Annotated in this window: 36 protein-coding genes; 34 read left to right on the top strand and 2 right to left on the bottom strand. The window is 34.6% G+C overall.

Going from position 1 to position 25,447, the window contains the following annotated elements:
* Positions 1-10: 10 nt before the first annotated feature.
* Both AD60_RS04270 and AD60_RS04265 read right to left on the bottom strand, forming a co-directional pair.
* Positions 11-778 carry a hypothetical protein gene (locus AD60_RS04270; protein ID WP_103876426.1) on the bottom strand — a complete coding sequence of 256 codons (768 nt, stop codon included), beginning with the start codon at positions 776-778 and terminating at the stop codon, positions 11-13.
* A 60-nt stretch (positions 779-838) separates the two neighbouring features.
* Positions 839-1,594 carry a YebC/PmpR family DNA-binding transcriptional regulator gene (locus AD60_RS04265; protein ID WP_103876425.1) on the bottom strand — a complete coding sequence of 252 codons (756 nt, stop codon included), beginning with the start codon at positions 1,592-1,594 and terminating at the stop codon, positions 839-841.
* Positions 1,595-2,214: 620 nt separating this feature from the next.
* Between AD60_RS04265 and AD60_RS04260 the strand changes: the two genes are divergently transcribed.
* From AD60_RS04260 to rpmD, 34 genes are all read left to right on the top strand, one after another.
* Positions 2,215-4,260 carry a transglycosylase domain-containing protein gene (locus tag AD60_RS04260; protein WP_134080020.1) on the top strand — a complete coding sequence of 682 codons (2,046 nt, stop codon included), beginning with the start codon at positions 2,215-2,217 and terminating at the stop codon, positions 4,258-4,260.
* 115 nt (positions 4,261-4,375) lie between these two features.
* On the top strand, positions 4,376-4,690 hold the full coding sequence (rplU, locus tag AD60_RS04255) for a 50S ribosomal protein L21 (protein WP_103876423.1): 315 nt from the start codon (positions 4,376-4,378) through the stop codon (positions 4,688-4,690).
* A gap of 5 nt (positions 4,691-4,695) precedes the next feature.
* Positions 4,696-4,992: a ribosomal-processing cysteine protease Prp gene (locus tag AD60_RS04250; RefSeq protein WP_103876422.1), complete on the top strand. Its 297-nt coding sequence runs from the start codon at positions 4,696-4,698 to the stop codon at positions 4,990-4,992.
* Between the two features lie 3 nt (positions 4,993-4,995).
* On the top strand, positions 4,996-5,265 hold the full coding sequence (rpmA, locus tag AD60_RS04245) for a 50S ribosomal protein L27 (RefSeq protein WP_103876421.1): 270 nt from the start codon (positions 4,996-4,998) through the stop codon (positions 5,263-5,265).
* A gap of 7 nt (positions 5,266-5,272) precedes the next feature.
* Positions 5,273-5,833, top strand: a complete 561-nt coding sequence (locus AD60_RS04240) for an ECF transporter S component (RefSeq protein WP_103876420.1) — start codon at positions 5,273-5,275, stop codon at positions 5,831-5,833.
* 13 nt (positions 5,834-5,846) lie between these two features.
* The gene (gene rplM / locus AD60_RS04235; RefSeq protein WP_103876419.1) at positions 5,847-6,302 is read left to right on the top strand and encodes a 50S ribosomal protein L13; all 456 of its coding nucleotides are present in this window, start codon (positions 5,847-5,849) and stop codon (positions 6,300-6,302) included.
* A gap of 15 nt (positions 6,303-6,317) precedes the next feature.
* Complete coding sequence (gene rpsI, locus AD60_RS04230) at positions 6,318-6,725, top strand: 30S ribosomal protein S9 (protein WP_103876418.1); 408 nt, start codon at positions 6,318-6,320, stop codon at positions 6,723-6,725.
* Between the two features lie 46 nt (positions 6,726-6,771).
* The gene (gene dnaG, locus AD60_RS04225) at positions 6,772-8,511 is read left to right on the top strand and encodes a DNA primase (protein ID WP_103876417.1); all 1,740 of its coding nucleotides are present in this window, start codon (positions 6,772-6,774) and stop codon (positions 8,509-8,511) included.
* Between the two features lie 84 nt (positions 8,512-8,595).
* Positions 8,596-9,846, top strand: coding sequence for an RNA polymerase sigma factor RpoD (rpoD, locus tag AD60_RS04220; RefSeq protein WP_103876416.1), 1,251 nt, complete (start codon positions 8,596-8,598; stop codon positions 9,844-9,846).
* A 15-nt stretch (positions 9,847-9,861) separates the two neighbouring features.
* Positions 9,862-11,886 (top strand): ATP-dependent helicase, encoded by a 2,025-nt coding sequence (locus tag AD60_RS04215; RefSeq protein ID WP_103876415.1) that lies wholly within the window; start codon positions 9,862-9,864, stop codon positions 11,884-11,886.
* Between the two features lie 205 nt (positions 11,887-12,091).
* Positions 12,092-12,466, top strand: coding sequence for a 30S ribosomal protein S12 (gene rpsL, locus AD60_RS04210; RefSeq protein WP_103876414.1), 375 nt, complete (start codon positions 12,092-12,094; stop codon positions 12,464-12,466).
* Positions 12,467-12,485: 19 nt separating this feature from the next.
* On the top strand, positions 12,486-12,953 hold the full coding sequence (rpsG, locus tag AD60_RS04205; protein ID WP_103876413.1) for a 30S ribosomal protein S7: 468 nt from the start codon (positions 12,486-12,488) through the stop codon (positions 12,951-12,953).
* Positions 12,954-12,980: 27 nt separating this feature from the next.
* Complete coding sequence (fusA, locus tag AD60_RS04200) at positions 12,981-15,068, top strand: elongation factor G (RefSeq protein WP_103876412.1); 2,088 nt, start codon at positions 12,981-12,983, stop codon at positions 15,066-15,068.
* 36 nt (positions 15,069-15,104) lie between these two features.
* Entirely contained in the window at positions 15,105-16,304 is a 1,200-nt protein-coding gene (gene tuf / locus AD60_RS04195; protein ID WP_103876411.1) for an elongation factor Tu, read from the top strand.
* 77 nt (positions 16,305-16,381) lie between these two features.
* On the top strand, positions 16,382-16,693 hold the full coding sequence (gene rpsJ / locus AD60_RS04190) for a 30S ribosomal protein S10 (protein ID WP_103876410.1): 312 nt from the start codon (positions 16,382-16,384) through the stop codon (positions 16,691-16,693).
* Between the two features lie 59 nt (positions 16,694-16,752).
* A complete protein-coding gene (gene rplC, locus AD60_RS04185) occupies positions 16,753-17,394 on the top strand; it encodes a 50S ribosomal protein L3 (RefSeq protein ID WP_103876409.1) in 642 nt (213 codons plus the stop codon).
* Between the two features lie 16 nt (positions 17,395-17,410).
* Complete coding sequence (rplD, locus tag AD60_RS04180) at positions 17,411-18,076, top strand: 50S ribosomal protein L4 (protein ID WP_103876408.1); 666 nt, start codon at positions 17,411-17,413, stop codon at positions 18,074-18,076.
* Complete coding sequence (gene rplW / locus AD60_RS04175) at positions 18,076-18,372, top strand: 50S ribosomal protein L23 (RefSeq protein WP_103876407.1); 297 nt, start codon at positions 18,076-18,078, stop codon at positions 18,370-18,372. The genes rplD and rplW overlap by 1 nt, the downstream gene beginning before the upstream one ends.
* 16 nt (positions 18,373-18,388) lie before the next feature.
* Entirely contained in the window at positions 18,389-19,213 is an 825-nt protein-coding gene (gene rplB / locus AD60_RS04170; RefSeq protein ID WP_103876406.1) for a 50S ribosomal protein L2, read from the top strand.
* Positions 19,214-19,314: 101 nt separating this feature from the next.
* Positions 19,315-19,608, top strand: coding sequence for a 30S ribosomal protein S19 (gene rpsS, locus AD60_RS04165; protein ID WP_103876405.1), 294 nt, complete (start codon positions 19,315-19,317; stop codon positions 19,606-19,608).
* Between the two features lie 12 nt (positions 19,609-19,620).
* Positions 19,621-20,070 carry a 50S ribosomal protein L22 gene (gene rplV / locus AD60_RS04160; RefSeq protein WP_103876404.1) on the top strand — a complete coding sequence of 150 codons (450 nt, stop codon included), beginning with the start codon at positions 19,621-19,623 and terminating at the stop codon, positions 20,068-20,070.
* A gap of 15 nt (positions 20,071-20,085) precedes the next feature.
* Positions 20,086-20,721 carry a 30S ribosomal protein S3 gene (rpsC, locus tag AD60_RS04155; protein ID WP_103876403.1) on the top strand — a complete coding sequence of 212 codons (636 nt, stop codon included), beginning with the start codon at positions 20,086-20,088 and terminating at the stop codon, positions 20,719-20,721.
* Positions 20,722-20,823: 102 nt separating this feature from the next.
* Positions 20,824-21,249, top strand: a complete 426-nt coding sequence (rplP, locus tag AD60_RS04150) for a 50S ribosomal protein L16 (protein WP_103066436.1) — start codon at positions 20,824-20,826, stop codon at positions 21,247-21,249.
* Entirely contained in the window at positions 21,249-21,449 is a 201-nt protein-coding gene (rpmC, locus tag AD60_RS04145; RefSeq protein WP_103876402.1) for a 50S ribosomal protein L29, read from the top strand. Before rplP ends, rpmC begins: the two co-directional genes overlap by 1 nt.
* 5 nt (positions 21,450-21,454) lie before the next feature.
* Positions 21,455-21,787 carry a 30S ribosomal protein S17 gene (gene rpsQ / locus AD60_RS04140; protein WP_103876401.1) on the top strand — a complete coding sequence of 111 codons (333 nt, stop codon included), beginning with the start codon at positions 21,455-21,457 and terminating at the stop codon, positions 21,785-21,787.
* Complete coding sequence (gene rplN, locus AD60_RS04135; RefSeq protein ID WP_103876400.1) at positions 21,768-22,136, top strand: 50S ribosomal protein L14; 369 nt, start codon at positions 21,768-21,770, stop codon at positions 22,134-22,136. Before rpsQ ends, rplN begins: the two co-directional genes overlap by 20 nt.
* A 9-nt stretch (positions 22,137-22,145) precedes the next feature.
* Positions 22,146-22,466 (top strand): 50S ribosomal protein L24, encoded by a 321-nt coding sequence (gene rplX / locus AD60_RS04130; protein WP_103876399.1) that lies wholly within the window; start codon positions 22,146-22,148, stop codon positions 22,464-22,466.
* Positions 22,467-22,539: 73 nt separating this feature from the next.
* Positions 22,540-23,097 (top strand): 50S ribosomal protein L5, encoded by a 558-nt coding sequence (gene rplE / locus AD60_RS04125; RefSeq protein ID WP_103876398.1) that lies wholly within the window; start codon positions 22,540-22,542, stop codon positions 23,095-23,097.
* A gap of 16 nt (positions 23,098-23,113) precedes the next feature.
* Complete coding sequence (locus AD60_RS04120) at positions 23,114-23,299, top strand: type Z 30S ribosomal protein S14 (protein ID WP_103876397.1); 186 nt, start codon at positions 23,114-23,116, stop codon at positions 23,297-23,299.
* Positions 23,300-23,313: 14 nt separating this feature from the next.
* Positions 23,314-23,718 carry a 30S ribosomal protein S8 gene (rpsH, locus tag AD60_RS04115; RefSeq protein ID WP_103876396.1) on the top strand — a complete coding sequence of 135 codons (405 nt, stop codon included), beginning with the start codon at positions 23,314-23,316 and terminating at the stop codon, positions 23,716-23,718.
* A gap of 12 nt (positions 23,719-23,730) precedes the next feature.
* A complete protein-coding gene (rplF, locus tag AD60_RS04110; RefSeq protein WP_103876395.1) occupies positions 23,731-24,291 on the top strand; it encodes a 50S ribosomal protein L6 in 561 nt (186 codons plus the stop codon).
* Positions 24,292-24,321: 30 nt separating this feature from the next.
* Entirely contained in the window at positions 24,322-24,690 is a 369-nt protein-coding gene (gene rplR / locus AD60_RS04105; protein ID WP_103876394.1) for a 50S ribosomal protein L18, read from the top strand.
* A gap of 16 nt (positions 24,691-24,706) precedes the next feature.
* The gene (gene rpsE, locus AD60_RS04100) at positions 24,707-25,240 is read left to right on the top strand and encodes a 30S ribosomal protein S5 (protein ID WP_103876393.1); all 534 of its coding nucleotides are present in this window, start codon (positions 24,707-24,709) and stop codon (positions 25,238-25,240) included.
* Between the two features lie 3 nt (positions 25,241-25,243).
* Positions 25,244-25,429 (top strand): 50S ribosomal protein L30, encoded by a 186-nt coding sequence (gene rpmD, locus AD60_RS04095; RefSeq protein ID WP_103066425.1) that lies wholly within the window; start codon positions 25,244-25,246, stop codon positions 25,427-25,429.
* The last annotated feature ends 18 nt before the right edge of the window (positions 25,430-25,447 follow it).

Here is a 25,447-nt window from a genome sequence, read left to right as displayed (position 1 = left end):
TCCTCCAATTTTAGTTATTTTCACGCAGGAGTTCTATATAAAAAGAAATTCCTGTTCCAAGATTTGAATAAATCAGAAATAAATTTTTGGTAACAGGTATACGAAAATAGAAATTTTCATCATTTTTATCGAAGTAAATCGAATCAACCAAAAGAGATTTGGTGCTCGAATTGTATTCCAATAGAAAATCCTGATTCAAAATATAAACAGAGTCAACAGCATTATCATCCAAAGAAAAAAGTAAATCTCCCGCTCGAAAATAAAATTTCATAATATCTTCAAATCCGAGAGATATGCCTAATTTATTTGAATTTGCTATAGTCAAACCAACTTTTGATTGAGAAAGATCCGTGACCTTAGTCCAAAAGGACATATTAAAAAGCGATTCTTCGAAGATAACACCAAATTCTAGATCACTAAATGTTAGCACAAAATAATCGTCTAAAACCATGCTAAAACTATTAAAATTTCCTATTAAAAAATATGGATCGTTTCTATTCCCTGGATTTCTATACGAGAATTCAAAGCCTACTTGATCAAATTTGAAATAATTAATTATATTATCAACATTCGATAATCGAACTTCGTCTTCTAAAGATTCAAAGTCAAAATTGAACTTAGTTTCGTAAATATCTGCAAATTTTAAATCAAAAATAAATTCGTTTTTCAAGGTTCCAGCAAAATCACTTAGAAACAGCACCTTTGATGGACTGGAGGCGAAACTCGAGGTGGAGATTATCGACACAATTAATATTAATAGTAAAGGAAATTTTTTCATTTTCTATTTTCCTTTCCCTAATAATTAAAATGGGGACTTTACGTCCCCACCTATGGGATCTTACATATTTGCAGCTAGTCTCTCCATTACTTCATCGTCAATCTCGTAATTTCCAAATATTTCTTGAACGTCATCCATGTCGTCTAAGGCATTTAGCAACTTTAATAATTTTTCGGCGTCTTCGTCAGAAAGCTTAACGGTTGTTTTAGGTAAAAAGGTTAGCTTTTCAGAAACAGTATAACCTGCTTCTTTTAGAGCATTCCTGACTTGAGTTAGATTTTCTGGAGCGGTGATTATTTCTAAAGGGTCGGTGGTTTCATTCAAATCTTCTGCGGCGGCTTCAACAGCGAGTAACATTAATTCGTCGATATCTTCGACTTCTTCTTTGGGGATTGTTATTAGTCCTTTTCGTTCAAAATTCCACGAAACAGAACCTGATTCTGCCAAAGACCCTCCCCATTTCGACAGAACATGGCGAACTTCTTGAGCAGTTCTGTTCTTGTTATCAGTTACAACAGAAATTAGAAGTGCAACTCCACCTGGCCCGTATGCCTCGTACATAATTTCGGTTAGTTCTTCGCCCTCTAATTCACCAGTTCCTTTTTTTATAGCTGATTCGATTTTGTCTTTGGGCATGTTCGCTGCTTTGGCGTTTTCTATTGCCGTTCTTAAACGTGGATTAGCTTCTGGATCTCCTCCACCCTCTCTAGCAGCTATTGTAAGCTCTCTAATGAGTTTTGTAAATATTTGGGATCTTTTTGCATCTTGTGCACCCTTTCTGTGTTTAATATTTGCCCATTTATTATGTCCTGACATATAATATTCAGCCTCCTTACGAACATTGAATAAATTATTTTTTTCGCGTTTCCTTAAGTCAATTAAATTTAGACAGAAACTATTATACTTTTGGGGATTACATCTGCATTTTTATTTTTTATCAATTTAATTACGATTTTCATACTTTTAAGAGAAATTTTTAATAGGGATAAATTCTTTCACCATTATTTTAGCATTTTTAATTTTGAAAAACAAGCAAAATATTTTTTATAATATAATTTATTACTAAAATTTTCAAAAAATATAAATCTAAGTATGGTATGATATCCTCAGACGTTAAGGGGGGACATTAAGGGAGGACACCCATTAAAAACCCCAAGTTCAAAATCAGAGTTTATTATGAAAAAACTCTTTTGCAAGAATCAGCAAAAGGTTACACCCCTCAAACTCCCCAAATTCGCGTAACATCATTTGCGTGGTACATCGTTTGCATAGCAAAAGAGATTTTGGAAAACATTTCTAAAGCAACACATCATTTGTTTCACAAATGAGAATATGGAAATTGTTTCTAAGGCATTATAAAGAACCATTTTGCACAATACAGCAAACAAGTGGAGGTGTTTTTTATAAAGAGTTTCATTATAGGTTTTTTTACGGGAATGGCAATTTTTTTTACTTTGTTTTTCTATATATACGATTATTACAACAATTCAACTTCTATTTTTCTTGTGGATCCTAGATACAATACGTATCTATTCGATAATGGGGAACAAATACTATCTACAAAATATAAATACGTTAAGTTAGATGAAATACCTCCAGAATTAATATACTTCCTTTTGTGGACGGAAGATAGAGAATTCTATGAACATAATGGAATCAATATTAAAGCGATGACGAGAGCCACATTAACAAATATAAAGAACTTTTCTATAGTTCAAGGTGGGAGCACACTCACTCAACAACTTGCTAAAACAGTATATCTAACAAATGAAAGAACTGTTAAGAGAAAAATAATGGATATTATGCTTGCCTTTTTTTTAGAAAGGTCTTATACCAAAGAAGAAATTTTGGAAGCTTATATGAACAGTGTTTATTTAGGGAACGACATTTCAGGATTTGGAGCTGCAGCAAGAAGATATTATGGAAAAGAGTTACAAAATATAAGTTACGCAGAGATGCTGGTTTTAATAGGGATAATAAACGGGCCAGAAGTTTACAATCCCTATAAATACCCTGATAGAGCAAAGAATCAAGGGATGATAGTTCTAAATTCCTTGCCTAATAATTTCATAATAGAAGAAAAAAATATCGTTAAAGAAGAATTAGATAAAATGGTTTTCTATCCTCAAACCTACGATGAAAGATATTTAAATTTAATTTATAGGATCAAAGCAGAGGAAGAAAATATAGGTTTAAAAGGTGGCGGGTATACTATAAAAACCACCTTTAATAAGAATTTATTCGATTCAGTTACTGTAGATTCATCTACCTCTGCGATTGTGATCAACAACAAAACTGGTGAAATATTAAGTTTTTGGGGTGGGGAATACGATGTTTTTTATTCCCAACAACAAATTGGTTCTGCTATTAAACCGTTTTATTATCTTTTAGCTTTGGAAAATGGTTATTATAAAGATACAACGCTTCCAGATCAGCCCATGAAGTTTGGTGATTGGGCTCCAGAAAACTTTGATAAAACATACAGAGGATCGGTTACTTTAGAAGAAGCGTTAATCTATTCTATAAACATTCCTTCTATTTACCTTGCTTCGCATATAGATATATCTCCGCAAAGGTCTATAGAAGTAATAAAAAATTTTCTTTCAAATATTGTAGGTGTTCAAGGTAAATATCCGAACGATTTAACTTTGGCGTTGGGAACCCTGGAGACAAGTCCATACGAATTTACAAAAGCTTATTCAATTTTCCCAAATTACGGTATTATTCCTTCTCCTTACATAATTTCTGAAGTTTACGATAAGAAAGGGAATTTAATATATAAAAGACACCCAAATATTGAAAGAAAGATTGAGGATATATCCAATGATTCATATGCCGCAATGAATACTTTGATGAGAAAAGTCGTGCTGGAAGGGACAGGGAAAAGAGCAAACGTCTTAGATTTGGATTTACATGGTAAAACGGGAACTTCTGATTTATCAGCTTGGTTTGTTGGATACACAGGTAGCGAGGTGTTAACCAGTATGGTTAAAGGGAAAGATCTTTTATCTTCTTACACTGTTGTTCCCTGGGCAAGAGAGATAGCCACTTCTTTACTTTATTATGGCCGAAGCGAAGAAGTTTATGTTTATCTTAGTTTAAAAAGTATACAAGAAAGTATTTCATTTTTTGAAAGTCCTATTGAATTCGTTTCCACAGGGGGAAACGTTGTGGGGTATTTAAATTCTGTGAAGTTGGATTATCCATTTAAAGAACTTGAAAAAAATATTAATTCAGCCTTGAGAGAAATTCAGTATCTTTATCCTGATGTGATGAAAGAAATCGAACAATGGAAAAAAGAGAATCTGACGGATTTCTTTCAAGAGCCATTTTCTTTCATTCAAAACGGTTACGATTTGGAAAGTTACTTGAACAGTATCAATATTGATAAAGACGTGCAAGTACAATTACGGGAGATTTATAATCAAATAAAATATATTTATCCTGATCAAGCTAAAGTGATCGAAAAGTTTTTATATTAGAAAATGTCTAGTTTTATTTTTTTAAAATTAACAATTAATTAATACTACCAGTTTATTTAGATGGTAAAATAGGCAAATGGATTTTAGAAAATTCTGAGAGATCGGAGGTGCAGATGTGTACGCGATAGTCTATTTTAATGGTAAACAATACAAGGTAGAAAAAGATCAAGTTATCTACACTGAGAAAGTAAAAAATGTCGATCCAGGAAACGAGGTAGTTTTAGACAGAGTTATTTATTTAAGCAAAGGTGACCAAAAAAAGGCTGGGCAACCTTATGTTGATGGTGCAAAAGTCATTACCGAGGTTGTAGAACACGGGAAAGATAGGAAGGTAAAAATAATCAAATTTGAAGGAAGAAAAAATTATAGAAGAGAAAAAGGTCATAGGCAGGAGTTTACAGCACTAAAAATAAAAGAAATTGAAGGGTAACTCCAATGATTACTGCAGTTTATACCAATTCCCAAAACCGCAGTTTAGAAATTTTTGGACATGCAGAATTTTCTTCTTTTGGCAACGATATAGTTTGTAGTGCTGTCAGTGTTTTAACTCAATTTGTTGCAGAAATTCTAAAAAATGAAAGTTTGGGACAGTTTGAGAAAAGAGAGGGATATTTAAAGATTTCGCTTAATCAAGAAACTTACCTCTCCAATTTGTTATTAGATTACTTGCTTAAAAGTTTGGTTGCTATATCTAAAGATTACCCAAGAAATCTTAAGGTGGAGGTTAGATAGAAGATGAAAATAGATTTACAACTTTTTGCGAAAAAAAGTTCTGATGTAAATAAAAAAGATAGCAACCCCAAATATCTTGGTGTCAAGGCTTCTGACGGGAAAAAAGTTAAGGCTGGAACTATAATTGTTAGGCAAAGAGGCACTAAGATCCATCCTGGGGAAAACGTTGGAATAGGACGAGACTTCACCATATTTGCTAAAATCGACGGCGTTGTTAAATTCAAAACAAAAAACAACAGGAAGTTTGTCGAGGTTTATGGAGTAGAGGAGTGATCGGTTTATGCATGGTAGAAGGGTTGCGATTGTTGGGATATTTGCGGCGCTCTCTTTTCTTTTAACTTTTATAGAATTCCCAATAATACCTTTGTTACCTTTTTTAAAATTTGACCCCAGTGACAGTTTAATCATTTTAGTTACAATGGGTTATGGTTTTTTACCTGGATTCTTTACTCTTGTAATAAAAAGTTTTTTATTTATTTTCAGAGCAGGTGATGGTGGTTTAATAGGTATATTTATGAATTTTATAGTCGGAACCGCTTTTATAACCACATTGTATACCTTAAAAAATTTCGTTAAATTAAACAACTGGATCAATTATGTAATTTCTTCTTTACTAACAGGGGTTGTAGCATACGGATTGAATTATTTTGTAGCTATACCAGTTTACACGAATCAACCAACATCACAATTTGTTAGTAACATAGGGATAAGTTTGCAGCTGTTTTTTTTACTAGTACTATTGTTTAATTTTATTAAGTTTTTTGTGGATGCGTCTATTTCGCATTTTCTATTGAAGAAAACTAAAATAACAAGTTTTGCTCATGCAAGAAGAGAAGAATGAGGAGGTTTTTGAAATGAATTCTAAATTAGTGCAACCTTCATATATCGCTAAAAAAGAGGATATAAAAAGAGAATGGGTCTTGATCGATGCTAAAGATTACACACTTGGAAGATTGGCCTCAAGGATTGCCAAAATACTACAAGGGAAACACAAACCAACCTATACACCACATATAGATTGTGGAGATTTTGTTGTTGTTGTGAATGCGGAAAAAATAAAACTTTCGAAAGATAAAAAAGAAAAGAAAGTATACAGAAGATACAGTGGTTATCCTGGAGGACTAAAGGAAATTTCTTTTGAACAGATGCATAGCGAACATCCTGAAAGGATAATCAAGTTGGCTGTCAAGGGAATGATGCCAAAGACTATTTTGGCCAAGCATATGATGAAAAAATTGAAGGTATATGTTGGTCCTGATCATCCACACCATGCTCAGAAACCAAAAGAGATAAAATTAGAAAATATTTAATCAGGAGGTATTCGAATGGCAGAACTTATCGAATATTATGGAACGGGGAGAAGAAAAACAGCCGTTGCAAGGGTACATTTGAGGCCAGGAAGCGGTAAGATTAAAATAAACGGTAAAGAATACAAAAATTTGGTAGAATATTTAAGAGGCAATGAAGTATGGGAAATGGAAGCTTTAAAACCACTCACAATTACCTCTACAAATGGACAGTTCGATTTAGTCATAAGGGTTAATGGTGGGGGATTGAGTGGTCAAGCTGGTGCCATTAGACTTGGGATTGCTAGGGCTTTGCTGTCCTACGACGAATCTTTGAGACCTATTTTGAAAAAAGAAGGTTTGTTGACTAGAGATCCAAGAGAGGTAGAAAGAAAGAAATATGGTTTGAGAAAAGCAAGGAAAAGAGCTCAATTTTCAAAAAGATGAGTATTGTATTATTTATTTCGTATTTTTGAAGGAATAGTGAAGTTTTATGGGCAGAAATTATGATAGCCTGAAAAAAGTAATTGACGAAATTAAAAGCAAAGTTGATATAGTTGATTTCGTCAATTCTTATTTGTCTCTTTCTAAAAGTGGGAAAAATTACACTGCACTATGTCCTTTTCATGCGGAAGATACTCCATCTTTTTATATATTCCCAGAAACTCAAACCTTTCATTGTTTTGGATGCGGAGCCCATGGTGATGTGATAACTTTTTTGGAAAAATACGAACAAATTAGTTTTTTGGATGCATTAAGAAAAATAGCTACTTATGCTGGAATTGAACTAGATATTACTCAAAAAGAAGAACCTGTAGAGATAACTTTCAACGAAGAAGTTTCCAAACTTTATACTTCTAATCTTCTCAATCTTTCTTCGAATCATAAAGTTTGGCAGTATCTTAAAAAAAGAGAGATAAACAGAGATTTAGTTGAAGAATTTGAATTGGGGTTTGCCACGGGTCAAGAAATCCAAAAAGTCATAGAAGACAATCTTTTCGATAAAGACATAGCAAAGAATACGGGTTTGATGATCAATGGGGATAAAGAGTTTTTTTATAACCGTTTAATTATTCCAATCAGGAACAACGTTGGAGAGTTAGTTGGCTTTGCGGGTAGACAAATAGAAGAAGAAACGAATGCACCCAAGTATCTGAATACTCCTGAGAATAAATTTTTCAAAAAGTCTAAAATACTTTACAGATATTATAAAAACAAAAAATTCATAAAAGAAAATGATTTTGTGATATTGGTTGAAGGTTACTTTGATGTAATTTCAATGTACAAATTAGGTTTCAAAAACGTTGTAGGAATCTTAGGGTCTTCTTTTACCAAGGATCATGTTCTTGAATTATTGAAAGTGACCAACAAAGTGGTTACAATGTACGATATGGATGAATCAGGTCGAAAAGTCACTTTATCCACTGTCGATGCTTTATTTGCTAAAGATTTTCAAATAGCAGTTTCGAAGTATCCCGCTAAAGATCCAGATGAGTTAACCAAAAAACACGATAGCAAATACATTGCCGAAATATTAAAAAGTTCATACAAGTTTCATGAATTCATCGTAGATTATTATGCAGAAAAATACGATTTAAGTAATGAATTCGCTTTAGAAAAATATTTGAAAGAAATGTCAAGATGGTATAAAAAAATCGAAGATGTTGGAAGAATCAGTTATTTACAAGGTTTTATAGAAAATATTTCAAGTAAGACTGGAAAAGGCGCTGGATACATTCAAAAAATATTAGAAAGAACGTCTACTCTCATACCTGAAAGTTCTTCTTCAAATGAGACTTATTCTCAACCGAAAGATACCCTTTACGTAGAAAAAGATATAAGATACGATATTGTAAAATCTTATTTATACCTATGGATTAAATATCCTCAATACAGAGAAATACTCAAAAATCATTTTAGGGAGGAAGATTTTTCCAATAAATTACTCAAGGAATTTTTTACTTTAACCTCACAAAACTCAGATATTGGGTTTCTGCTTGAAAATTCTTCAAAAGAACTAAGTGATTTGATAGTAGAAGTTTGGAAGATAGAATATTTCTTTAATCCTGAACGAATTCTTTCTTCATTAAAAGAAAGTATTAGAAGAACTAAAATAAACCAACAAATAGAAGAATTGAAGAAAAAACTTCATGAAACAAAAGATCTTTCGGAGAAAACGAATATTACGTCTGAAATCATACAACTTTATTCTAAACTAAAAATAATCAATTAAATAGTAGATTTCATATTTTTAAAAAGGGATTTTATATGTTTCAAAAACGATCTAATAACTTTCCTTATGGAGGTAAACTGATAGATGGAAAAGCTTAAAAACAATGTGGATTTTTCAGAATTAATAGAAGAAATTGAAAAAATAGAGATCGTTGATCAGGATAAAATTAGAGTTAAAAGAGACAAAGAATGTTATATAGAAGAACTTGAAAGAGGTTTGGAAAGCCTTATTGAAATAGCTAAAAAGAAAAATAATAACATAACTTATCAAGATATAGATGAATGTATACCTCATAATTTATCTGATGTAATTGACGGAAGTTTTTTAGAAAAGATTTATGAAAAGCTTGAATCCAAAGGAATAGAAATTATTGAATCTTTCCAAGAAGATCAGGTCCAACAGGAAGAAGAATTCTTTAACGAGGATTTGGAAGAGCTTTTTCAAGAAAGGGAATCACAGATATTTGATAACTCTGCTGTAAATGAACCCATAAAGATTTATTTAAGGGAAATAGGGGGAATCAAACTTTTAACACCTTCAAGGGAAAGGCAGCTTGCGATAAGAGCTAAAAAAGGTGACAAAAAAGCCAAAGACGAATTGGTGAAAGCAAATTTAAGGTTGGTAATCAGTATAGCTAAAAGATATATGGGAAGAGGATTAACGTTCTTAGATTTGATTCAAGAGGGGAATATTGGTTTAATTAGAGCTGTAGAAAAATTTGATTGGAAAAGAGGTTTTAAGTTTTCTACCTACGCTACTTGGTGGGTTAGGCAAGCAATCACAAGAGCTATAGCTGATCAAGCTAGGACAATTAGAATACCTGTTCATTTGGTTGAAACTATAAACAGGATGAATATAGTAATTAGAAAACATCTCCAAGAAACTGGTGAATACCCTACTACCGAGAAGTTAGCCGAATTACTGGATAAACCGTTGGAAAAAATGGATGAAATTTTATTGGCCACTAAAGAAATCATTTCCGTAGATGCCCCGATAAGTGGTTCTGATGAAGAAGATGCCTATATTGGGGATTTTTTAGAAGATTCTGAAGCCGATCAACCAGAGGAAATTGCAGTAAGAATGATACTCAAAGAAGAAATCGAAAAAGTTCTGGAATCTTTAAGGCCAAAGGAAGCTACGGTGTTAAAAATGAGATATGGTTTACTTGACGGTAAAATGAAAACACTCGAAGAGGTTGGAAGTTTCTTCAATGTCACAAGAGAAAGAATAAGGCAGATTGAAGTAAAAGCTCTAAGGAAATTAAGACATCCTTCCAGAAGCATGCAATTAAAAGAAATAAGCGATATGATAGAAAAAAAGATGTACGATATGTAATGGGAGTGTAAATGCATGGAGAAAAATAAGGGGAATGATTTCCTTTTTTTGGGGAAAAAGAACACCCCGAACGGGGTCAAGGAAAGGTTCCCCTCCTTAAGGGGCGGAAGCCTGTCATCTTTATTCGAAAATGAGTTAGATGAGGAGCAAAAAGAAGCTGTTATAAAATCAGAAGGAAGATCGATAATAGTTGCAGGTCCAGGCTCGGGAAAAACTCGAGTAATAACCTATAAAATAGCGTATTTGTTGAATAATGGAGTCGAACCTGAAAATATTTTGCTAGTCACGTTCACTAGAGCTGCAGCAAGGGAAATGATCGAAAGAGTAAAGAATGTAACTAACAGAAACATGGACAAAATGCTCGCGGGTACATTTCATCATGTGTGTAATTCTATTCTCAGAAAGTATGCCACAATTTTAGATTACAAAAATAATTTCAGCATTCTCGACAAAGAAGATTCAAAAGATTTATTGAAAATGGCTAAAAGTGAGTACATCAAAGAAATCAGTGATAATTACAAACTTCCCAAAGAAGAAGTAATAATGAAAATTATAAGTTACTCATGTAACACATTGACCTCTTTAAGAGAATCAATACTTGAAAGAGCCCCCTATTTGTTGAATTTTGAAAGAGATATTGAACAAATCTGGGGTATATATGCCCAGTTAAAAAAAGATATGAACGCGATGGACTATGACGATCTATTAGTAAATACTTTAGTTTTATTCAAAACTCATCCAGAAATACTAACTAAGTGTTCGAGCCAATTTAAATATGTTTTAGTTGACGAATTTCAAGATACCAACAAAATTCAAATCGAATTGGTTGAGGCTTTATCCTCGGTTCATGGGAATTTGATAGTTGTTGGAGACGATTCCCAAAGCATATATTCCTTCAGAGGGGCTTTATTTAAAAACATAAAAGATTTCATTGAAGATGAGAGAACAAAAGTTTTCAAAATACAAAGTAATTATAGAAGTACCTCTGATATAGTAGGTTTTATTAATCATCTAATACCATCCAACTCTGTTCCTAAAGTCCTCAAACCTAAAAGAAAAAGTTATTTAAAACCTTTTGTTGTGGAAACTTTTGACGATTTAGAACAAGCCGATGCCGTAGTCAAAATCATAGAAGATAAATTAAGCGAAGGTTTAGAGTACAAAGATATCGCTGTACTATATAGATCACATTCGTTATCAATGGTATTACAACAAAAATTGGATTCAAAAGGGATTCCTTACAGAATACTATCTGGGTTGAGATTCATCGAAACCGCCCATATTAAAGACATATTAGCTTTTTTAAAGATATTAAACAATCCTTTAGATAAGATTTCATGGATGAGAGTTTTAAAATTATTCCCTGGAATTGGTAACAAAACAGCAACTAGGATTTATGAACAGTTAGAAACCAAAACAAATGAAGAACAGGATAACATCTCAAATATATTGAAAGAAACTGAAATAAATAAATTCAAAACACCCCTTGAATTATTGACAAAACTTTTTGAAAAGAAAGAAAGTACTCCTGACAAGTTGATAGATATCGTTTATCAGGATTTCTACCAAGAATATTCCTTCTTAACTTTTACGGATTCAAAATCAAGGAACATGGATATTGAAAGATTTAGTGAAATTGCCAGTCGATACGAATCCGTGAATGCTTTTATAGAAGATTTGACGCTTAGCGAAGAGATAGGGGTAATGGCTTCTAACAAAGATAAAGATGAAAATAAGTTGACTCTAACAACGATTCATGGGGCAAAGGGGTTGGAGTGGAAAGTAGTTATTCTCATATCGGTGAATCCGGGAGATTTTCCCAACGGTCTTGCAATTAAGGAACAAAAATTAGAAGAAGAAGAAAGACTCTTCTATGTTGCCATAACAAGGGCAAAGAATGAATTATACATTTTGAAACAATTGACTGGTACAACCAACCCTTATCTAAAAAATTCGTTTTATTTTGTTAAAAAAGAAAACGACTTTATCAAAAAAATTCCAGAGGAAATGGTCAATCTTTTGAAAATCGGTTATAAATAACAGTAAATTATTCAAATTGTTATATTTAATTAATTTTTAATTAAGGTCTAATAATGTAAAATATTCACTGACGTTTTCCTGTTTCTTTAAATATATGAATCCCACATATTATAACAATAATAAATTAAAATAAATCAGAAGGAGGTGAACTCTCATTTTTGAGGGCATTATTATATTGGCTTCCCTTGAAATGAGAGAAATCTAAGTGCCAACGATTAATCAATTAATAAGACATGGAAGAAAATCTATAAAGAAAAAGACCAAATCTCCTGCATTACGTGGTAACCCTCAAAAACGGGGTGTTTGTGTAAGGGTATCAACTATGACCCCGAAAAAACCTAATTCAGCTTTAAGGAAGATTGCAAGGGTTAAACTATCGAATGGAATTGAAGTAACTTGTTATATACCTGGAGAAGGTCATAATCTACAAGAACATTCTAACGTTTTGGTAAGAGGTGGAAGGGTAAAAGATTTACCTGGTGTAAGGTATAAGATAATCAGAGGAACTTTGGACGCTGCTGGTGTTGAAGGTAGAAAACAAGGTAGAAGCAAATACGGTACCAAAAAACCAAAGGCTTAATAAGGAGGCTCTTTACTGAATGAGAAGAAGAACTGCTGAAAAAAGAAACATAGTTCCAGATCCCGTTTATGGAGATGTTTTACTTTCTAAATTTATAAATAGATTGATGTATGATGGGAAAAAATCTTTAGCTCGAGAAATAGTGTATTCTTCTTTGCAAAAATTGGCTGAAGCTACAAAAGAAGATCCCATAGAGGCTTTTCATAAAGCTATAGATAATGTTAAACCTTTAGTAGAAGTCAGATCAAGAAGGGTCGGAGGTTCAACATATCAAGTACCTTTTGAGGTACCTGAAAATAGAGCTACTTCTTTAGCTATAAGATGGATAGTTACTTCGGCACAATCAAAAAAAGGAAGAGATATGATTAGTAAATTATCTCAAGAACTGATAGACGCGTATAACAATACGGGACCTGCCGTAAAAAAGAAAGAAGACGTTCACAGGATGGCTGAAGCGAATAGAGCTTTTGCACATTTCAGATGGTAGTATAGCAGTTTAGTAGGAGGGATTGTTTTGAAAGAAAGATTATACCCCATAGAAAAAATAAGAAATATAGGAATAGTTGCCCATATAGATGCAGGAAAAACAACTACTACCGAAAGAATTTTGTTTTATACGGGGACAAAACACAAATTAGGAAATGTTGATGAAGGTACAACTGAAACGGATTGGATGGATCAAGAAAAAGAAAGAGGGATTACCATAACCTCTGCGGCAACTTCTGCCTTTTGGAAGGATCATAGGATAAATATAATTGATACACCAGGCCACGTTGATTTTACAGTTGAGGTTGAAAGATCATTACGTGTTTTAGATGGTGCTATTGCCATTTTTGACGCTCAAGTTGGGGTTGAACCACAATCTGAAACAGTCTGGAGGCAAGCTGATAGATACCAAGTGCCAAGAATTGCCTTTATGAATAAAATGGATAAAATTGGGGCAAATTTTTTTAACGCTATCCAAACAATGAAGGCTAAATTGGGGGCTAATCCTGTAGCGTTGCAAGTTCCAATAGGTTCTGAGGCAGATTTTGAAGGTGTAGTTGATTTACTAACTATGGAAGCACTTTATTGGACAGATGAAAATGGTCAAATAATTGAGAAAAAGAGTATTCCGCCCGATTTAATAGATTTTTGTGAATCGAAGAGAGAGGATTTAATTTCCACAATTGCAGAAGTTGATGAAGACATAATGGAACTTTATATAGAAGAAGAAGAAATTCCATTGGATAAATTAAAAGAAGCGATAAGGAAATCAACCATTCAAAACAAAATAGTGCCCGTTCTTTGTGGGAGCTCCTTTAAAAACAAAGGTGTTCAACCATTATTGGATGCAGTTATTGATTATCTTCCTTCGCCCCTAGACATGCCCCCTGTTAAGGCATTCGATGGAATGACGGGGGAGTTTGTAAAAGACATTCTTCCATCTGAAAACGAAGATTTTTTTGCGTTAGCTTTCAAGATTATGGCTGACCCATTTATTGGTAAGTTAACTTTTGCAAGAGTCTATTCAGGAACTTTAAAGAAGGGCAGTTATGTAGTCAATACGACTAAAAATAAAACAGAAAGGGTAGCTAGACTTGTTTTTCTTCATGCTGACAAGAGGGAAGAAGTTGATTACATAAGGGCTGGAGACATTGTTGGATTAATTGGTTTAAAGGATACTTCTACCGGGGATACACTTTCAGATAAAGAAAATAACATGGTTTTAGAAAAACTGGAGTTTCCAGAACCCGTTATTTCGGTTTCCATAGAGCCTGAAACCAAAAATGATGAAGCCAAATTGGGGAAAGCTCTTAATGCTTTAACAGAGGAAGACCCAAGTTTAAGAAGTTTTGTTGATCATGAAACCGGAGAAACCATATTATCCGGAATGGGAGAATTGCACTTAGATATTATCATTGAGAGAATTAAAAGAGAATACAAGGTAAACGTTAAAGTAGGCCAACCGCGTGTGGCATACAAAGAAACGATCAAACTCCCAGCCGAAGCTGAAGGAAAATATATTAGGCAAACGGGAGGACGAGGACAGTATGGGCATGTTAAACTTAGAGTTGAACCGTTGCCTCTGAATAGTGAAAAAGAATTCGAATTTATAGATAAAATAGTAGGAGGAGTCATACCAAAAGAGTATATACCAGCCATAGAGAATGGTATAAAAGAAAGTATGCTAGATGGTGTCTTATTAGGGTATCCAATGGTTGCTGTTAAAGTGGAAGTTTTTGACGGTTCCTACCATGAAGTTGACTCTTCAGAAATGGCCTTTAAAATAGCCGCATCCATGGCTTTTAAAGATGCTGTAAAAAAAGCCAAACCCGTTTTGTTAGAGCCAGTCATGAAAGTTGATGTTACAACTCCTGAAGAATATATGGGGGATATAATTGCAGATTTAAGCTCAAGAAGAGGAAGAATAGAAAGTTTCGAAAACGTTGGAGGAACGAACACCAGAGTAGTACATGCCTATGTTCCATTATCAGAATTATTTGGATATGCCACTATAATGAGATCTCTTTCTCAAGGAAGAGCAACAAGTTCTATTCAATTTTCTCATTACGAGGAAGTTCCGGAGCAAGTAACACAAAAACTCTTAAGCAGAGAATAAGTTGGATAATATAATTTACAAGGAGGAGATAGAACAATGGCTAAAGAGAAGTTTGTTAGGGCAAAGACTCACATGAACGTAGGGACTATCGGTCATATTGATCACGGGAAAACAACTTTAACCGCTGCTATAACCAAGGCTTTATCTTACAAAGGTGGAGCAGATTTCACACCTTTTGAAATGATAGATAAAGCTCCCGAAGAAAAAGCAAGAGGAATCACCATCAACGTTTCACACGTTGAATATCAAACAGAAAAAAGGCATTATGCACATATAGATTGTCCAGGTCACGCGGACTATATAAAAAACATGATAACTGGGGCTGCGCAAATGGATGGAGCTATTTTGGTTGTCGCTGCAACTGATGGTGTTATGCCACAAACAAGGGAACATGTTTTGTTAGCAAGACAGGTTAACGTTCCAGCTATAACTGTTTTTATAAACAAAGTTGACATGGTAGATGACGAAGAATTAGTAGACTTAGTAGAAATGGAAGTTAGAGATCTCCTAAGTAGCTATGAATTTCCCGGAGATGAAGTTCCAGTTATTAGAGGCTCAGCCTTAAAGGCATTGGAAGAAAATAACCCAGATGGTCCTTGGACACAAAAGATATATGAACTTATGGATGCGGTTGATTCTTACTTTCCAGATCCAGTAAGAGAAATTGACAAGCCTTTCTTAATGCCCATAGAAGATATTTTCAGCATTACTGGAAGGGGAACGGTTGTTACTGGAAGAATCGAAAGAGGTGTTGTCCACACCGGAGATCAAATTGAAATAATTGGTTTGAGTTATGAAACAAAAAAGACTGTTGTAACTGGTGTTGAGATGTTTAGAAAGATACTGGATGAAGGTGAAGCTGGAGACAACGTAGGATGTCTCTTAAGAGGTATAGAAAAAGATGAAGTAAAAAGAGGTCAGGTTCTTGCTGCTCCTGGTTCAATCACCCCACATAAAAAATTCAAGGCTGAGGTTTACGTATTGAAAAAGGAAGAGGGAGGAAGACATACACCCTTTACCAAAGGTTACAGACCTCAATTTTATATTAGGACAGCCGACGTTACTGGAACTCTGGTAGAATTTTCCAGTGGAGCAGAGATGGTAATGCCAGGCGACAATATCAATATGACAGTAGAATTAATCTACCCTGTAGCTCTCGAAGCAGGAATGAGATTTGCTATAAGAGAAGGTGGAAGGACCGTAGGAGCAGGTGTTGTTACAGAAATAATCGAATAATAAATTTGGAAGTCTTATTGTACGGGGAGCTTCAGCTCCCCTTACTAATGAGTTCAAAGGAGGTTTTTAAAAAAATTATGGCCGGTAATAACTACATAAAAATAAGGCTAAAAGGATACGATCATAGGTTACTAGACGAATCGTCCAAAAAAATCATAGATGCCGTAAAAGATACAGAAGCTAAAGTTTCTGGCCCTATTCCATTACCAAATAAGAGAACTGTGTATTCGGTTATAAGATCCCCACACAAATATTCTTATTCAATGGAACAATTTGAAAAAATTGTTCATAAAAGAGTGATATATATCTACAATGCTTCACCCGAGACGGTTACTAAACTGTTGAAAGTCAACATTCCAGCGGGAGTATCCGTAGACATAAAGGCATGATGCCATTATAATTTTTAAAAAATTAATACAGATATCATTCGGGCTCTGGAGGTGAAAAAATGAAAGGTATTTTAGGAAAAAAAGTTGGAATGACTCGAATTTTTAAAGATGAAAAAGCCATCCCGGTGACAGTCATCAAAGCTGGACCATGTGTGGTAGTTCAAAAGAAAACCGTAGCAACAGATGGATACAACGCTATTCAGATAGGTTTTGAAGAGATACCGGAAAGAAAAGCAAACAAACCGTTGATGGGTCATTTCAAAAAGGCACAAGTGCAACCTTTAAGGTATTTAAGAGAATTTAGAGTAGATAATGTAGATGATTACGAAATTGGACAAAAAATCGATGTGTCCATTTTTTCTGAAGGAGAAAAGATTGATTTAATAGGGAAATCAAAAGGTCGAGGATACTCAGGTGTCATGAAAAGATGGAATTTTAGAGGTGGAGAAAATTCACACGGCTCAAAATTTCATAGAGGTCTGGGATCAACAGGAATGGCCACTTATCCTTCAAAGGTATTCAAAGGGAAAAAGATGCCCGGTCAATATGGAAATGAAAGGGTAACCATTCAAAACTCAGAAGTAGTTTACATTGATGTACAAAACAATATAATAGCGGTCAAAGGCGGAGTTCCAGGAGCGAGGGGCGGATTGGTAACAATAAGAGAAGCCGTTAAGGCAATGCGCCCAAAAACGAAGTAAGGAGGTCTATTAGGAAATGTCACAGATAGATGTATACAATATTCAAAATGAAAAAGTTGGAACGTTAGATCTAAAAGATGAAATCTTTAACATTGAACCAAATATGGATGTACTATATAGGTACGTTGATATGCAATTAACCAACAAAAGGGCAGGGACAGCTTCTACTAAGACTAGAAGTGAAGTTAGAGGAGGAGGCCGAAAACCGTGGCCTCAAAAGCATTTGGGTAGAGCAAGAGCCGGATCTATTAGATCCCCTCTTTTCCGACACGGTGGAGTAGCTTTTGGGCCAAAACCCAGGGAATTTCACAAAGACCTCAACAAAAAAATGAAAAGACTAGCTTTAAAGTCTGCCTTAAGTATCAGGTATAAAGAAAATAATTTAATTGTCTTAGATGATGTTAAATTTGAAAAGCCGAGAACGAAAGATGTAAAAAATATTTTGGGCAAATTTGGTATGGAAAGTAAAAAGGTCTTATTTTTATTACCTTATAACCAGGAACCATACGAAAACTTCAAATTGTCTGCAAGGAATTTGCCAAAGGTGAAAGTGATTATAGCGGATAACCCTGGTCAAAATAAAAAGAATGTCGACGGTTTAAATGTATTTGATTTAATAAACAATGAAAAAATTGTACTTACCAAAGAAATGGTGAATAAAATCGAGGAGGTGATCGGCTAATGGAGCTTCAAAAAGCTTACGATATTATTACCGGGCCGATCTTAACAGAAAAAACCTATTCTCTTATGCAAGAACGAAAATACACATTTGAAGTTGCAAAAAATGCTACTAAACCAGAAATAAAGGAAGCCATCGAAACAATATTCAAAGTTAAAGTAAAAAAAGTGTATGTAATGAATATGAAACCCAAACCAAAAAGAATGGGAAGAAGTGAAGGGTATACCAGAGGATGGAAAAAAGCAATAGTTAAATTAGGAGAAGGTTACGTTATAAGAGAATTGCAAGGCAGTTTGTAGGAGAGGTGAATAAATAATGGCGTTAAAACAATACAAACCCGTAACACCTTCACGAAGATATATGTCGACTTCTGATTTTTCTGAATTATCAAAAGTCAAACCTGAAAAAAGTTTACTGGAACCATTGAAAAAAACAGGTGGAAGGAACCATTATGGTCGAGTTACAATGAGGCATCGTGGTGGTGGGCATAAAAGAAAATACAGAGTAATCGACTTTAAAAGAAATAAAGTAAATATCCCTGCAAAAGTTGCCTCAATAGAATACGATCCTAACAGAAGCGCGAGGATAGCTCTATTAGTATACGCCGATGGAGAAAAAAGGTATATATTAGCTCCTAAGGGATTAAAAGTTGGAGAAACTGTAATGAGTGGTGCAAATGCTGAAATCAAAGTTGGTAATTGCCTACCTTTGGAGAATATTCCTTTAGGAACGCTTGTACACAACATAGAATTTGAACCAGGCAGAGGTGGAAAAATAGCAAAATCTGCAGGGACTTATGCTCAGTTAATGGCTAAAGAAGGTAAATATGCACTTTTAAAAATGCCTTCTACTGAGTTGAGAAGGGTTCGCTTAAGTTGCATGGCTACCATTGGTGTAGTAAGCAACGAAGACCATTCCAACGAAGTTTACGGTAAAGCCGGAAAAACCAGATGGTTGGGACGAAGGCCCAAGGTAAGAGGTATGGTGCAAAATCCAGTAGACCACCCAATGGGTGGTGGAGAAGGTAGAAGTAAAGGTCACATTCCTAAATCTCCATGGGGCACCCCTGCTAAAGGGTATAAAACAAGAAGAGGGAAAAAACAATCCGATAAATTTATCGTAAGAAGAAGAGTAAAGTAAGTATTTTTAGCCTTGTGGGCGGGCTGCAGGGCGAAGGGGCACTGAAAGAAGCTTTAGAATTTCTAAAGGCACTAAACAGAAAAAGCAAGGAGGTGCAGTAGGTGGGAAGATCTTTAAAGAAAGGTCCATATGTTCATCCAAGTCTTATCAAAAAGATCAGAGAGATGAACGAAAAAGGTGAAAAAAAGGTTATTAAAACTTGGTCAAGGGCCTCGATGATCCTACCAGAAATGGTTGGGCACACAATAGCGGTTCATAACGGAATGAAACACATACCGGTTTATATAACTGAACAAATGATCGGTCATAGATTGGGCGAATTTTCTCCAACTAGAAGGTTTGGAGGACATCCAGACAAAAAGGCAGTTAAAGGAAAGATAGTAAAGCAAGGTTGAGGAGGGTAGTTTATGGCTACTAATACTAATGTTTCCAGAGTTCAACAAGACGGTAGAAAAGTAAAAAGATCTGTATATCACAGATTAAGAAAAGAGAAAGAAGCCTCTGAACCAATTGTTGAAGCTAGAGCAGTTACAAAATACGTAAGAATATCACCTAAAAAAGTTAGATCCATGGCAAACTCAATAAGGAATAAAGACATAAGTGAAGCACTTCAAATACTCACTTTTAGTCCAAAAAAATCCGCACGTATACTATACAAAACTTTGATGTCGGCTATTGCCAATGCTGAGAATAATTTTGGATTAAACGCTGAAAATCTCTATGTTTCTGAAATAATGGTGAATGAAGGTCCTAGACTAAAAAGATTATGGCCAAGGTCTCATGGAAGAGCAGATATTCTTCAAAAAAGAATGAGCCATATTTATATAACCGTGAGAGACAAAAGTGCCGATAAATAAAGTGAGGTGAAATATGTGGGATCAAAAGTACACCCAACCGGTTTTAGGCTAGGGAACAACAAAAATTGGAAATCTGTATGGTTTAACGAAAAGAATTATTCTGATTATTTACATGAAGATGAAAAGATAAGAAATTATCTAAAATCAAATTACGGAGCTGCTGGGATTTCAGAGATATTAATTGAAAGACCTAGTGATTCGTTAATAAGAATAGATATCTATAGTGCAAGACTAGGAATTTTGATTGGACGAAAAGGCGCAGAAATAAAAAAAATTAGAGATGATTTGAAAAACATAGTAGGGGATAAAAATGTTAAGATCTACGCTCAAGAAGTAAAAAATCCTTACGTCGACGCTCAACTCATAGCTGAAGATGTATCGGGTCAACTCCAAAGAAGGGTTTCACACAAAGTTGCTATGAAAAAAGCTATAACCAACGCTATGAGACGAGGCGCTAAAGGCGTGAAAATTATGGTTTCTGGAAGGCTTGGTGGTGCAGAAATAGCAAGAACCGAATGGTATATGGAAGGAAGATTACCTCTTCAAACCTTGAGATCAAACATTGATTATGCGGTCGTTCATTCTCAAACTAAATACGGTACCATAGGGATAAAGGTTTGGGTCTATGATGGTGATACACCACTTAAATAATCTTTCCTACAGTCCTCCTACTCCTTTGGGCGGGCTACCAGGCTAAAGAGTGCTAAAGCAAGTTAAAGACTGTAGAAATGGTAAAAAAGGAGGAAATCCTAAATGTTAATGCCTAAAAGAGTAAAATATAGAAAACAACAACGTGGAACAGTCAGAGGAATGACAAAAGGTGGAAGTTTGGTACATTCTGGTGACTGGGGATTAAAAGCGATGGAAAGCTCATGGATAACTGCACAACAGATAGAAGCATGTAGGTTATCTATGGTTAGGACCTTAAAAAGAACGGGAAACATATGGATTAACATTTTTCCCGATAAACCCGTAACTTCCAAGGGTATTGGAACAAGGCAAGGAAAAGGTAAAGGTGATGTGGAAGGTTGGGTAGCGGTTGTAAAGAAGGGAAGAGTAATGTTTGAAATAGGTGGAGTTGATGAAGCAACTGCAAAAAGGGCATTAGAGTATGCCGCCTCCAAACTACCGATAAGGACTAAGATAGTTCAAAGATATGAAATAGGAGGGGAGCTCTGATGAGAATAACTGAGATGAGAGAATTAACAGACGAAGAGCTCAATGGAGAATTAAATAATTTGAAGGAAAAATTATTTCAATTGAGGTTTCAACTTGAACTTGGACAACTAAAAAATTCTTCAAGTATTAAACAAGTAAAGAAAGATATAGCTCGAATAAAGACCATCCTCAAAGAAAGGGAACTCGGAATAAGGAGGTAAATTTCATGTCTAAAAAGATAATAACTGGAAAAGTTATCAGCAATGCGATGGACAAAACGATAACGGTAGAAACAGACAGACTAACCAAACATCCCAAATACCACAAATTTGTTAGAAAAACTAGAAGATACCATGCACATGACGAAAACAACGAATGTGAGATTGGTGATATTGTTGAAATAGAAGAATCTAGAAAGCTTTCCAAAACAAAGGCTTTTGTTTTAAAAAGAATTGTAAGAAAAAATATTTTATCGGAAGAAGTTGAAACACCCGACTCAGTTGAAGAAGAAGTACAAGAAGCCTTTGGAGGTGAGGTTGATGGTACAACTAGAGAGTAAAATTAGGGTCGCTGATAACTCTGGAGCAAAAGTCCTAAGAGTTATTAAAGTACTCGGAGGATTTCATAAATCAAAAGGGACCATAGGAGATACTGTTGTATGCTCCGTTAGAGAAGCCATACCTCACACGAATTTAAAAAAGGGTCAAGTGGTTCAAGCTGTAATCGTCAGGACAAAAAAAGAGATAAAAAGAAAAGATGGAACTTATATCAGATTCGATGACAATGCTGCCGTACTGGTTGATAAAAACAAGTTACCTTTAGGTACAAGGGTTTTTGGTCCAGTAGCCAGAGAAGTACGGGACAAAGGATACGCCAAGATAGCGTCGTTAGCAAAAGAAGTTTGGTGAGGTGAAAATATGAATAAAATAAAAAGAGACGACACAGTAATGGTAATTGCTGGAAAAGATAAAGGAAAAAGAAGCAAAGTTTTAAGGGTTATTCCAAAGGAAAACAAAGTTATTGTAGATAACGTAAGCGTTGTCAAGAAACATCAAAGGCCCACTCAAAAGATGAGGGAAGGTGGAATTATCGAGCAACCCAGTCCTATTGATATTTCAAACGTTATGTTAGTTTGTCCAAATTGTGATCAAAAAACTAGAGTGGGATTTAAATTTCTTGAAGATGGAAGCAAAGTAAGATATTGCAAAAAATGTGGTGAAATAGTAGAAAAATCTTAATTCATTTAAACTCTTGAAACATTGTAAAAATTTTGTGGATATGTAAGGGAAGAAGCAAAAAGGAGGACAATCAATGGAAAAAGTTCAGTATGTACCTCTAAAAGCCAGATACAAAGAAGTAGTAATACCTTCTATGATGAAAGAATTTAATTACAAAAACGAACTACAAGTACCAAAACTTGTAAAGATAGTTGTTAATATGGGAGTTGGAGAAGGTTCCAGAAACAGAGCCGTTGTTGAAAAACATGCTCAAGAGCTAACAAAGATAGTAGGGCAAAAAGCTTTAATAACAAAGGCAAAAAAAAGTGTTGCTAATTTTAAGGTTAGGGAAGGAATGCCAATAGGTGTAAAAGTAACCTTGAGAGGATGGAAAATGTATAATTTCTTGTATAAATTAAATCATGTTGTATTACCAAAATTAAGAGATTTCAGAGGGCTACCATCTGATTCTTTCGATGGAAGAGGTAATTATACCTTTGGAATTCCAGAACAACTAATTTTTCCGGAAATTAGGCCTGATGATATAAATAGAATTCAGGGTATGGATATAACAATTGTTACCACAGCTAAAACTGATGAAGAAGCAAGGAAACTGTTAGAATATTTTGGTTTCCCATTACAAAAATCATGAATGGAGGTTGTAATTAATGGCGAAAAAGTCTCTTATAGAAAAATCCCAAAGAACGCCAAAGTATAAAACACGAGTTTACTCAAGATGTAAAGTTTGCGGTAGACCAAGAGCTGTTTACAGAGAATTCGGTTTATGCAGGATATGTTTCAGAGAAAAAGCTCTAGAAGGTAAACTTCCTGGAGTTAAGAAGGCTAGCTGGTAAGGAGGGAAAAAAGAATGTGGAGCGATCCGGTTGCTGATATGCTAACCAGAATAAGGAACGCCAACTCGGTGTTCAAAGAGAGTGTAGAAATACCTGCATCGAACTTAAAAAGAGACATTTTAGAAATAATGAAAAAAGAAGGATTTATCAATGATTATAAATTCATAGACGATGGTAAACAAGGAATACTCAAAGTCTATTTAAAGTACAAAGGAACTAGAAGAGAAAAAAAACCTATAATGGAAGGAATCATAAAGGTTTCAAAAAGTGGAAGAAGAGTATATGTTAACACACGTAACATACCAAAGGTCAAAGGTGGATTAGGTATAGCTATACTCTCAACGTCCTTAGGACTAATGACCGATAAAGAAGCAAGAGAGAAAAAAGTTGGTGGAGAAGTAATCTGTTATGTATGGTGAGGAGGTGCCTAGATGCCACAATCGAGAATAGCTGATAAACCAACAATTATTCCTGATGGTGTAGAATTATCTGTGGATGGACAAACAATAAAAATCAAAGGTAAAAAAGGTGAATTAAGTCTAAATTTACCCGAATATTTAGAAATTAATAGAGATAACAACGAATTAATGATTAAGTCAAAAGAAGGCGTGGTTAAAAGAAGTTCAGACGAAAAGCGATTAAAAGCGCTCAGAGGTACGTTCACATCTCATGTGAGAAACATGATTAAAGGTGTAACTGAAGGATACCAAAAAGAATTGGAGATTTCTGGTATTGGATACAGAGCGCAACTTCAAGGAAACAATTTAGTTTTGAATATTGGTTATTCAAACCCAGTAGAATTTCCCATACCTGAAGGAATAACAATAGAGGTTCCACAACCCACAAGAGTGGTGGTTAAAGGTATAGATAAATACAAAGTTGGAGAAGCCGCTGCAAGAATAAGAAGTTTGAGAAAAGTTAACGTATACAGTGGTAAAGGTATAAAATACATTGGAGAAAGTGTTTTAAGAAAAGAAGGAAAGAAAGTTTAAAATATTTTCTCAAAGGAGGACCCTTTTAAAATGATAAAACAATTAGACAAAAAAGCCCTTAGACGAAAAAGGCATTTAAGAGTAAGAAAAAAAGTAAAAGGAACACCAGAAAAACCAAGATTAACAGTCTTTAAAAGTCAAAAGCACATATACGCTCAAATTATAGACGATACTAAAGGTGTCACATTGGTATCCGTTTCAACAACCCAAAAACAACTTAAAGAAAAATTAGAAAAAACTTGGGATGAAAACGCTGCTCAAGAAGTAGGAAAACTCATAGCTGAAAAAGCAAAAGAAAAAGATATAACAGAAATAGTTTTTGATAGAAGTGGTTACAAATACCACGGAAAAGTAAAAGCTCTTGCTGAAGCAGCAAGAGAAATGGGCTTAAAGTTTTAGGAGGTGTTGGTAATTTATGCCGAACGATCAGAAAGTAAAAGCTACTGATGCTGCAAATGAATTAGAAGAAAGAGTAATCGAAATTCGAAGGGTCAGCAAAGTGACTAAAGGTGGAAAAACCATTTCGTTTCGTGCAGTTTCGGTAGTAGGCAATCGAAATGGAAAAGTAGGAATAGGAATTGGAAATGCCCGAGAAGTCCCACAAGCTATCAGAAAATCAATTGAGAATGCAAAGAACAATATGATAGAAGTTCCTGTTAAAAATGGAACCATTCCTCACGAAACAATCGGTGAACAAGATGCTTCCACTGTATTACTGTTCCCTGCAGGGCCGGGTACTGGAGTTATAGCCAGTTCAGCTGTAAGAGCTGTTGTTGAATTAGCAGGAATAGATAATATTCTAAGTAAAGCCATTAGTTCGACAAACGTATTAAATTTAGCTAAAGCCACTTACAACGGATTAAAAAAGTTGAGATCTCCTCAAGAAATTGCAAAGTTGAGAGATTTATCGGTAAAACAAGTATTTTTTGGTGCACACGAGGGGGTATGAGCAATGTCAAGTCTAAAGATAAAGTTAGTAAGAGGAAGAGCAGGGAAGAACAAAAGACAATTAGCAACTCTCGATGCTTTAGATTTAACTAGGAAAGATAAAGTGGTGATAAAACCTGACAATCCGCAAATTAGGGGAATGATAAGAACCGTACATCACTTAGTCGAGTGGGAAGAAATCGATTCTTAAAAAAACAAACCGTAAATA

Origin of the sequence: Petrotoga sp. SL27 (assembly GCF_002924605.1) — a bacterium.
Lineage (GTDB): Bacteria > Thermotogota > Thermotogae > Petrotogales > Petrotogaceae > Petrotoga > Petrotoga sibirica.
The sequence above is the reverse complement of the archived record's forward strand: the minus strand, read 5'-3'. Positions and strand labels throughout refer to the sequence as shown.

Bases quoted from the DNA above. Each gene is read 5' to 3' on its own strand.
- AD60_RS04270 (WP_103876426.1), bottom strand. From the start codon at position 778: ATGAAAAAATTTCCTTTACTATTAATATTAATTGTGTCGATAATCTCC.
- AD60_RS04265 (WP_103876425.1), bottom strand. From the start codon at position 1,594: ATGTCAGGACATAATAAATGGGCAAATATTAAACACAGAAAGGGTGCA.
- AD60_RS04260 (WP_134080020.1), top strand. From the start codon at position 2,215: ATGGCAATTTTTTTTACTTTGTTTTTCTATATATACGATTATTACAAC.
- AD60_RS04250 (WP_103876422.1), top strand. From the start codon at position 4,696: ATGATTACTGCAGTTTATACCAATTCCCAAAACCGCAGTTTAGAAATT.
- rpmA (WP_103876421.1), top strand. From the start codon at position 4,996: ATGAAAATAGATTTACAACTTTTTGCGAAAAAAAGTTCTGATGTAAAT.
- AD60_RS04240 (WP_103876420.1), top strand. From the start codon at position 5,273: ATGCATGGTAGAAGGGTTGCGATTGTTGGGATATTTGCGGCGCTCTCT.
- rplM (WP_103876419.1), top strand. From the start codon at position 5,847: ATGAATTCTAAATTAGTGCAACCTTCATATATCGCTAAAAAAGAGGAT.
- rpsI (WP_103876418.1), top strand. From the start codon at position 6,318: ATGGCAGAACTTATCGAATATTATGGAACGGGGAGAAGAAAAACAGCC.
- dnaG (WP_103876417.1), top strand. From the start codon at position 6,772: ATGGGCAGAAATTATGATAGCCTGAAAAAAGTAATTGACGAAATTAAA.
- rpoD (WP_103876416.1), top strand. From the start codon at position 8,596: ATGGAAAAGCTTAAAAACAATGTGGATTTTTCAGAATTAATAGAAGAA.
- AD60_RS04215 (WP_103876415.1), top strand. From the start codon at position 9,862: ATGGAGAAAAATAAGGGGAATGATTTCCTTTTTTTGGGGAAAAAGAAC.
- rpsG (WP_103876413.1), top strand. From the start codon at position 12,486: ATGAGAAGAAGAACTGCTGAAAAAAGAAACATAGTTCCAGATCCCGTT.
- tuf (WP_103876411.1), top strand. From the start codon at position 15,105: ATGGCTAAAGAGAAGTTTGTTAGGGCAAAGACTCACATGAACGTAGGG.
- rpsJ (WP_103876410.1), top strand. From the start codon at position 16,382: ATGGCCGGTAATAACTACATAAAAATAAGGCTAAAAGGATACGATCAT.
- rplC (WP_103876409.1), top strand. From the start codon at position 16,753: ATGAAAGGTATTTTAGGAAAAAAAGTTGGAATGACTCGAATTTTTAAA.
- rplD (WP_103876408.1), top strand. From the start codon at position 17,411: ATGTCACAGATAGATGTATACAATATTCAAAATGAAAAAGTTGGAACG.
- rplW (WP_103876407.1), top strand. From the start codon at position 18,076: ATGGAGCTTCAAAAAGCTTACGATATTATTACCGGGCCGATCTTAACA.
- rplB (WP_103876406.1), top strand. From the start codon at position 18,389: ATGGCGTTAAAACAATACAAACCCGTAACACCTTCACGAAGATATATG.
- rplV (WP_103876404.1), top strand. From the start codon at position 19,621: ATGGCTACTAATACTAATGTTTCCAGAGTTCAACAAGACGGTAGAAAA.
- rplP (WP_103066436.1), top strand. From the start codon at position 20,824: ATGTTAATGCCTAAAAGAGTAAAATATAGAAAACAACAACGTGGAACA.
- rpmC (WP_103876402.1), top strand. From the start codon at position 21,249: ATGAGAATAACTGAGATGAGAGAATTAACAGACGAAGAGCTCAATGGA.
- rpsQ (WP_103876401.1), top strand. From the start codon at position 21,455: ATGTCTAAAAAGATAATAACTGGAAAAGTTATCAGCAATGCGATGGAC.
- rplN (WP_103876400.1), top strand. From the start codon at position 21,768: ATGGTACAACTAGAGAGTAAAATTAGGGTCGCTGATAACTCTGGAGCA.
- rplX (WP_103876399.1), top strand. From the start codon at position 22,146: ATGAATAAAATAAAAAGAGACGACACAGTAATGGTAATTGCTGGAAAA.
- rplE (WP_103876398.1), top strand. From the start codon at position 22,540: ATGGAAAAAGTTCAGTATGTACCTCTAAAAGCCAGATACAAAGAAGTA.
- AD60_RS04120 (WP_103876397.1), top strand. From the start codon at position 23,114: ATGGCGAAAAAGTCTCTTATAGAAAAATCCCAAAGAACGCCAAAGTAT.
- rpsH (WP_103876396.1), top strand. From the start codon at position 23,314: ATGTGGAGCGATCCGGTTGCTGATATGCTAACCAGAATAAGGAACGCC.
- rplF (WP_103876395.1), top strand. From the start codon at position 23,731: ATGCCACAATCGAGAATAGCTGATAAACCAACAATTATTCCTGATGGT.
- rplR (WP_103876394.1), top strand. From the start codon at position 24,322: ATGATAAAACAATTAGACAAAAAAGCCCTTAGACGAAAAAGGCATTTA.
- rpsE (WP_103876393.1), top strand. From the start codon at position 24,707: ATGCCGAACGATCAGAAAGTAAAAGCTACTGATGCTGCAAATGAATTA.
- rpmD (WP_103066425.1), top strand. From the start codon at position 25,244: ATGTCAAGTCTAAAGATAAAGTTAGTAAGAGGAAGAGCAGGGAAGAAC.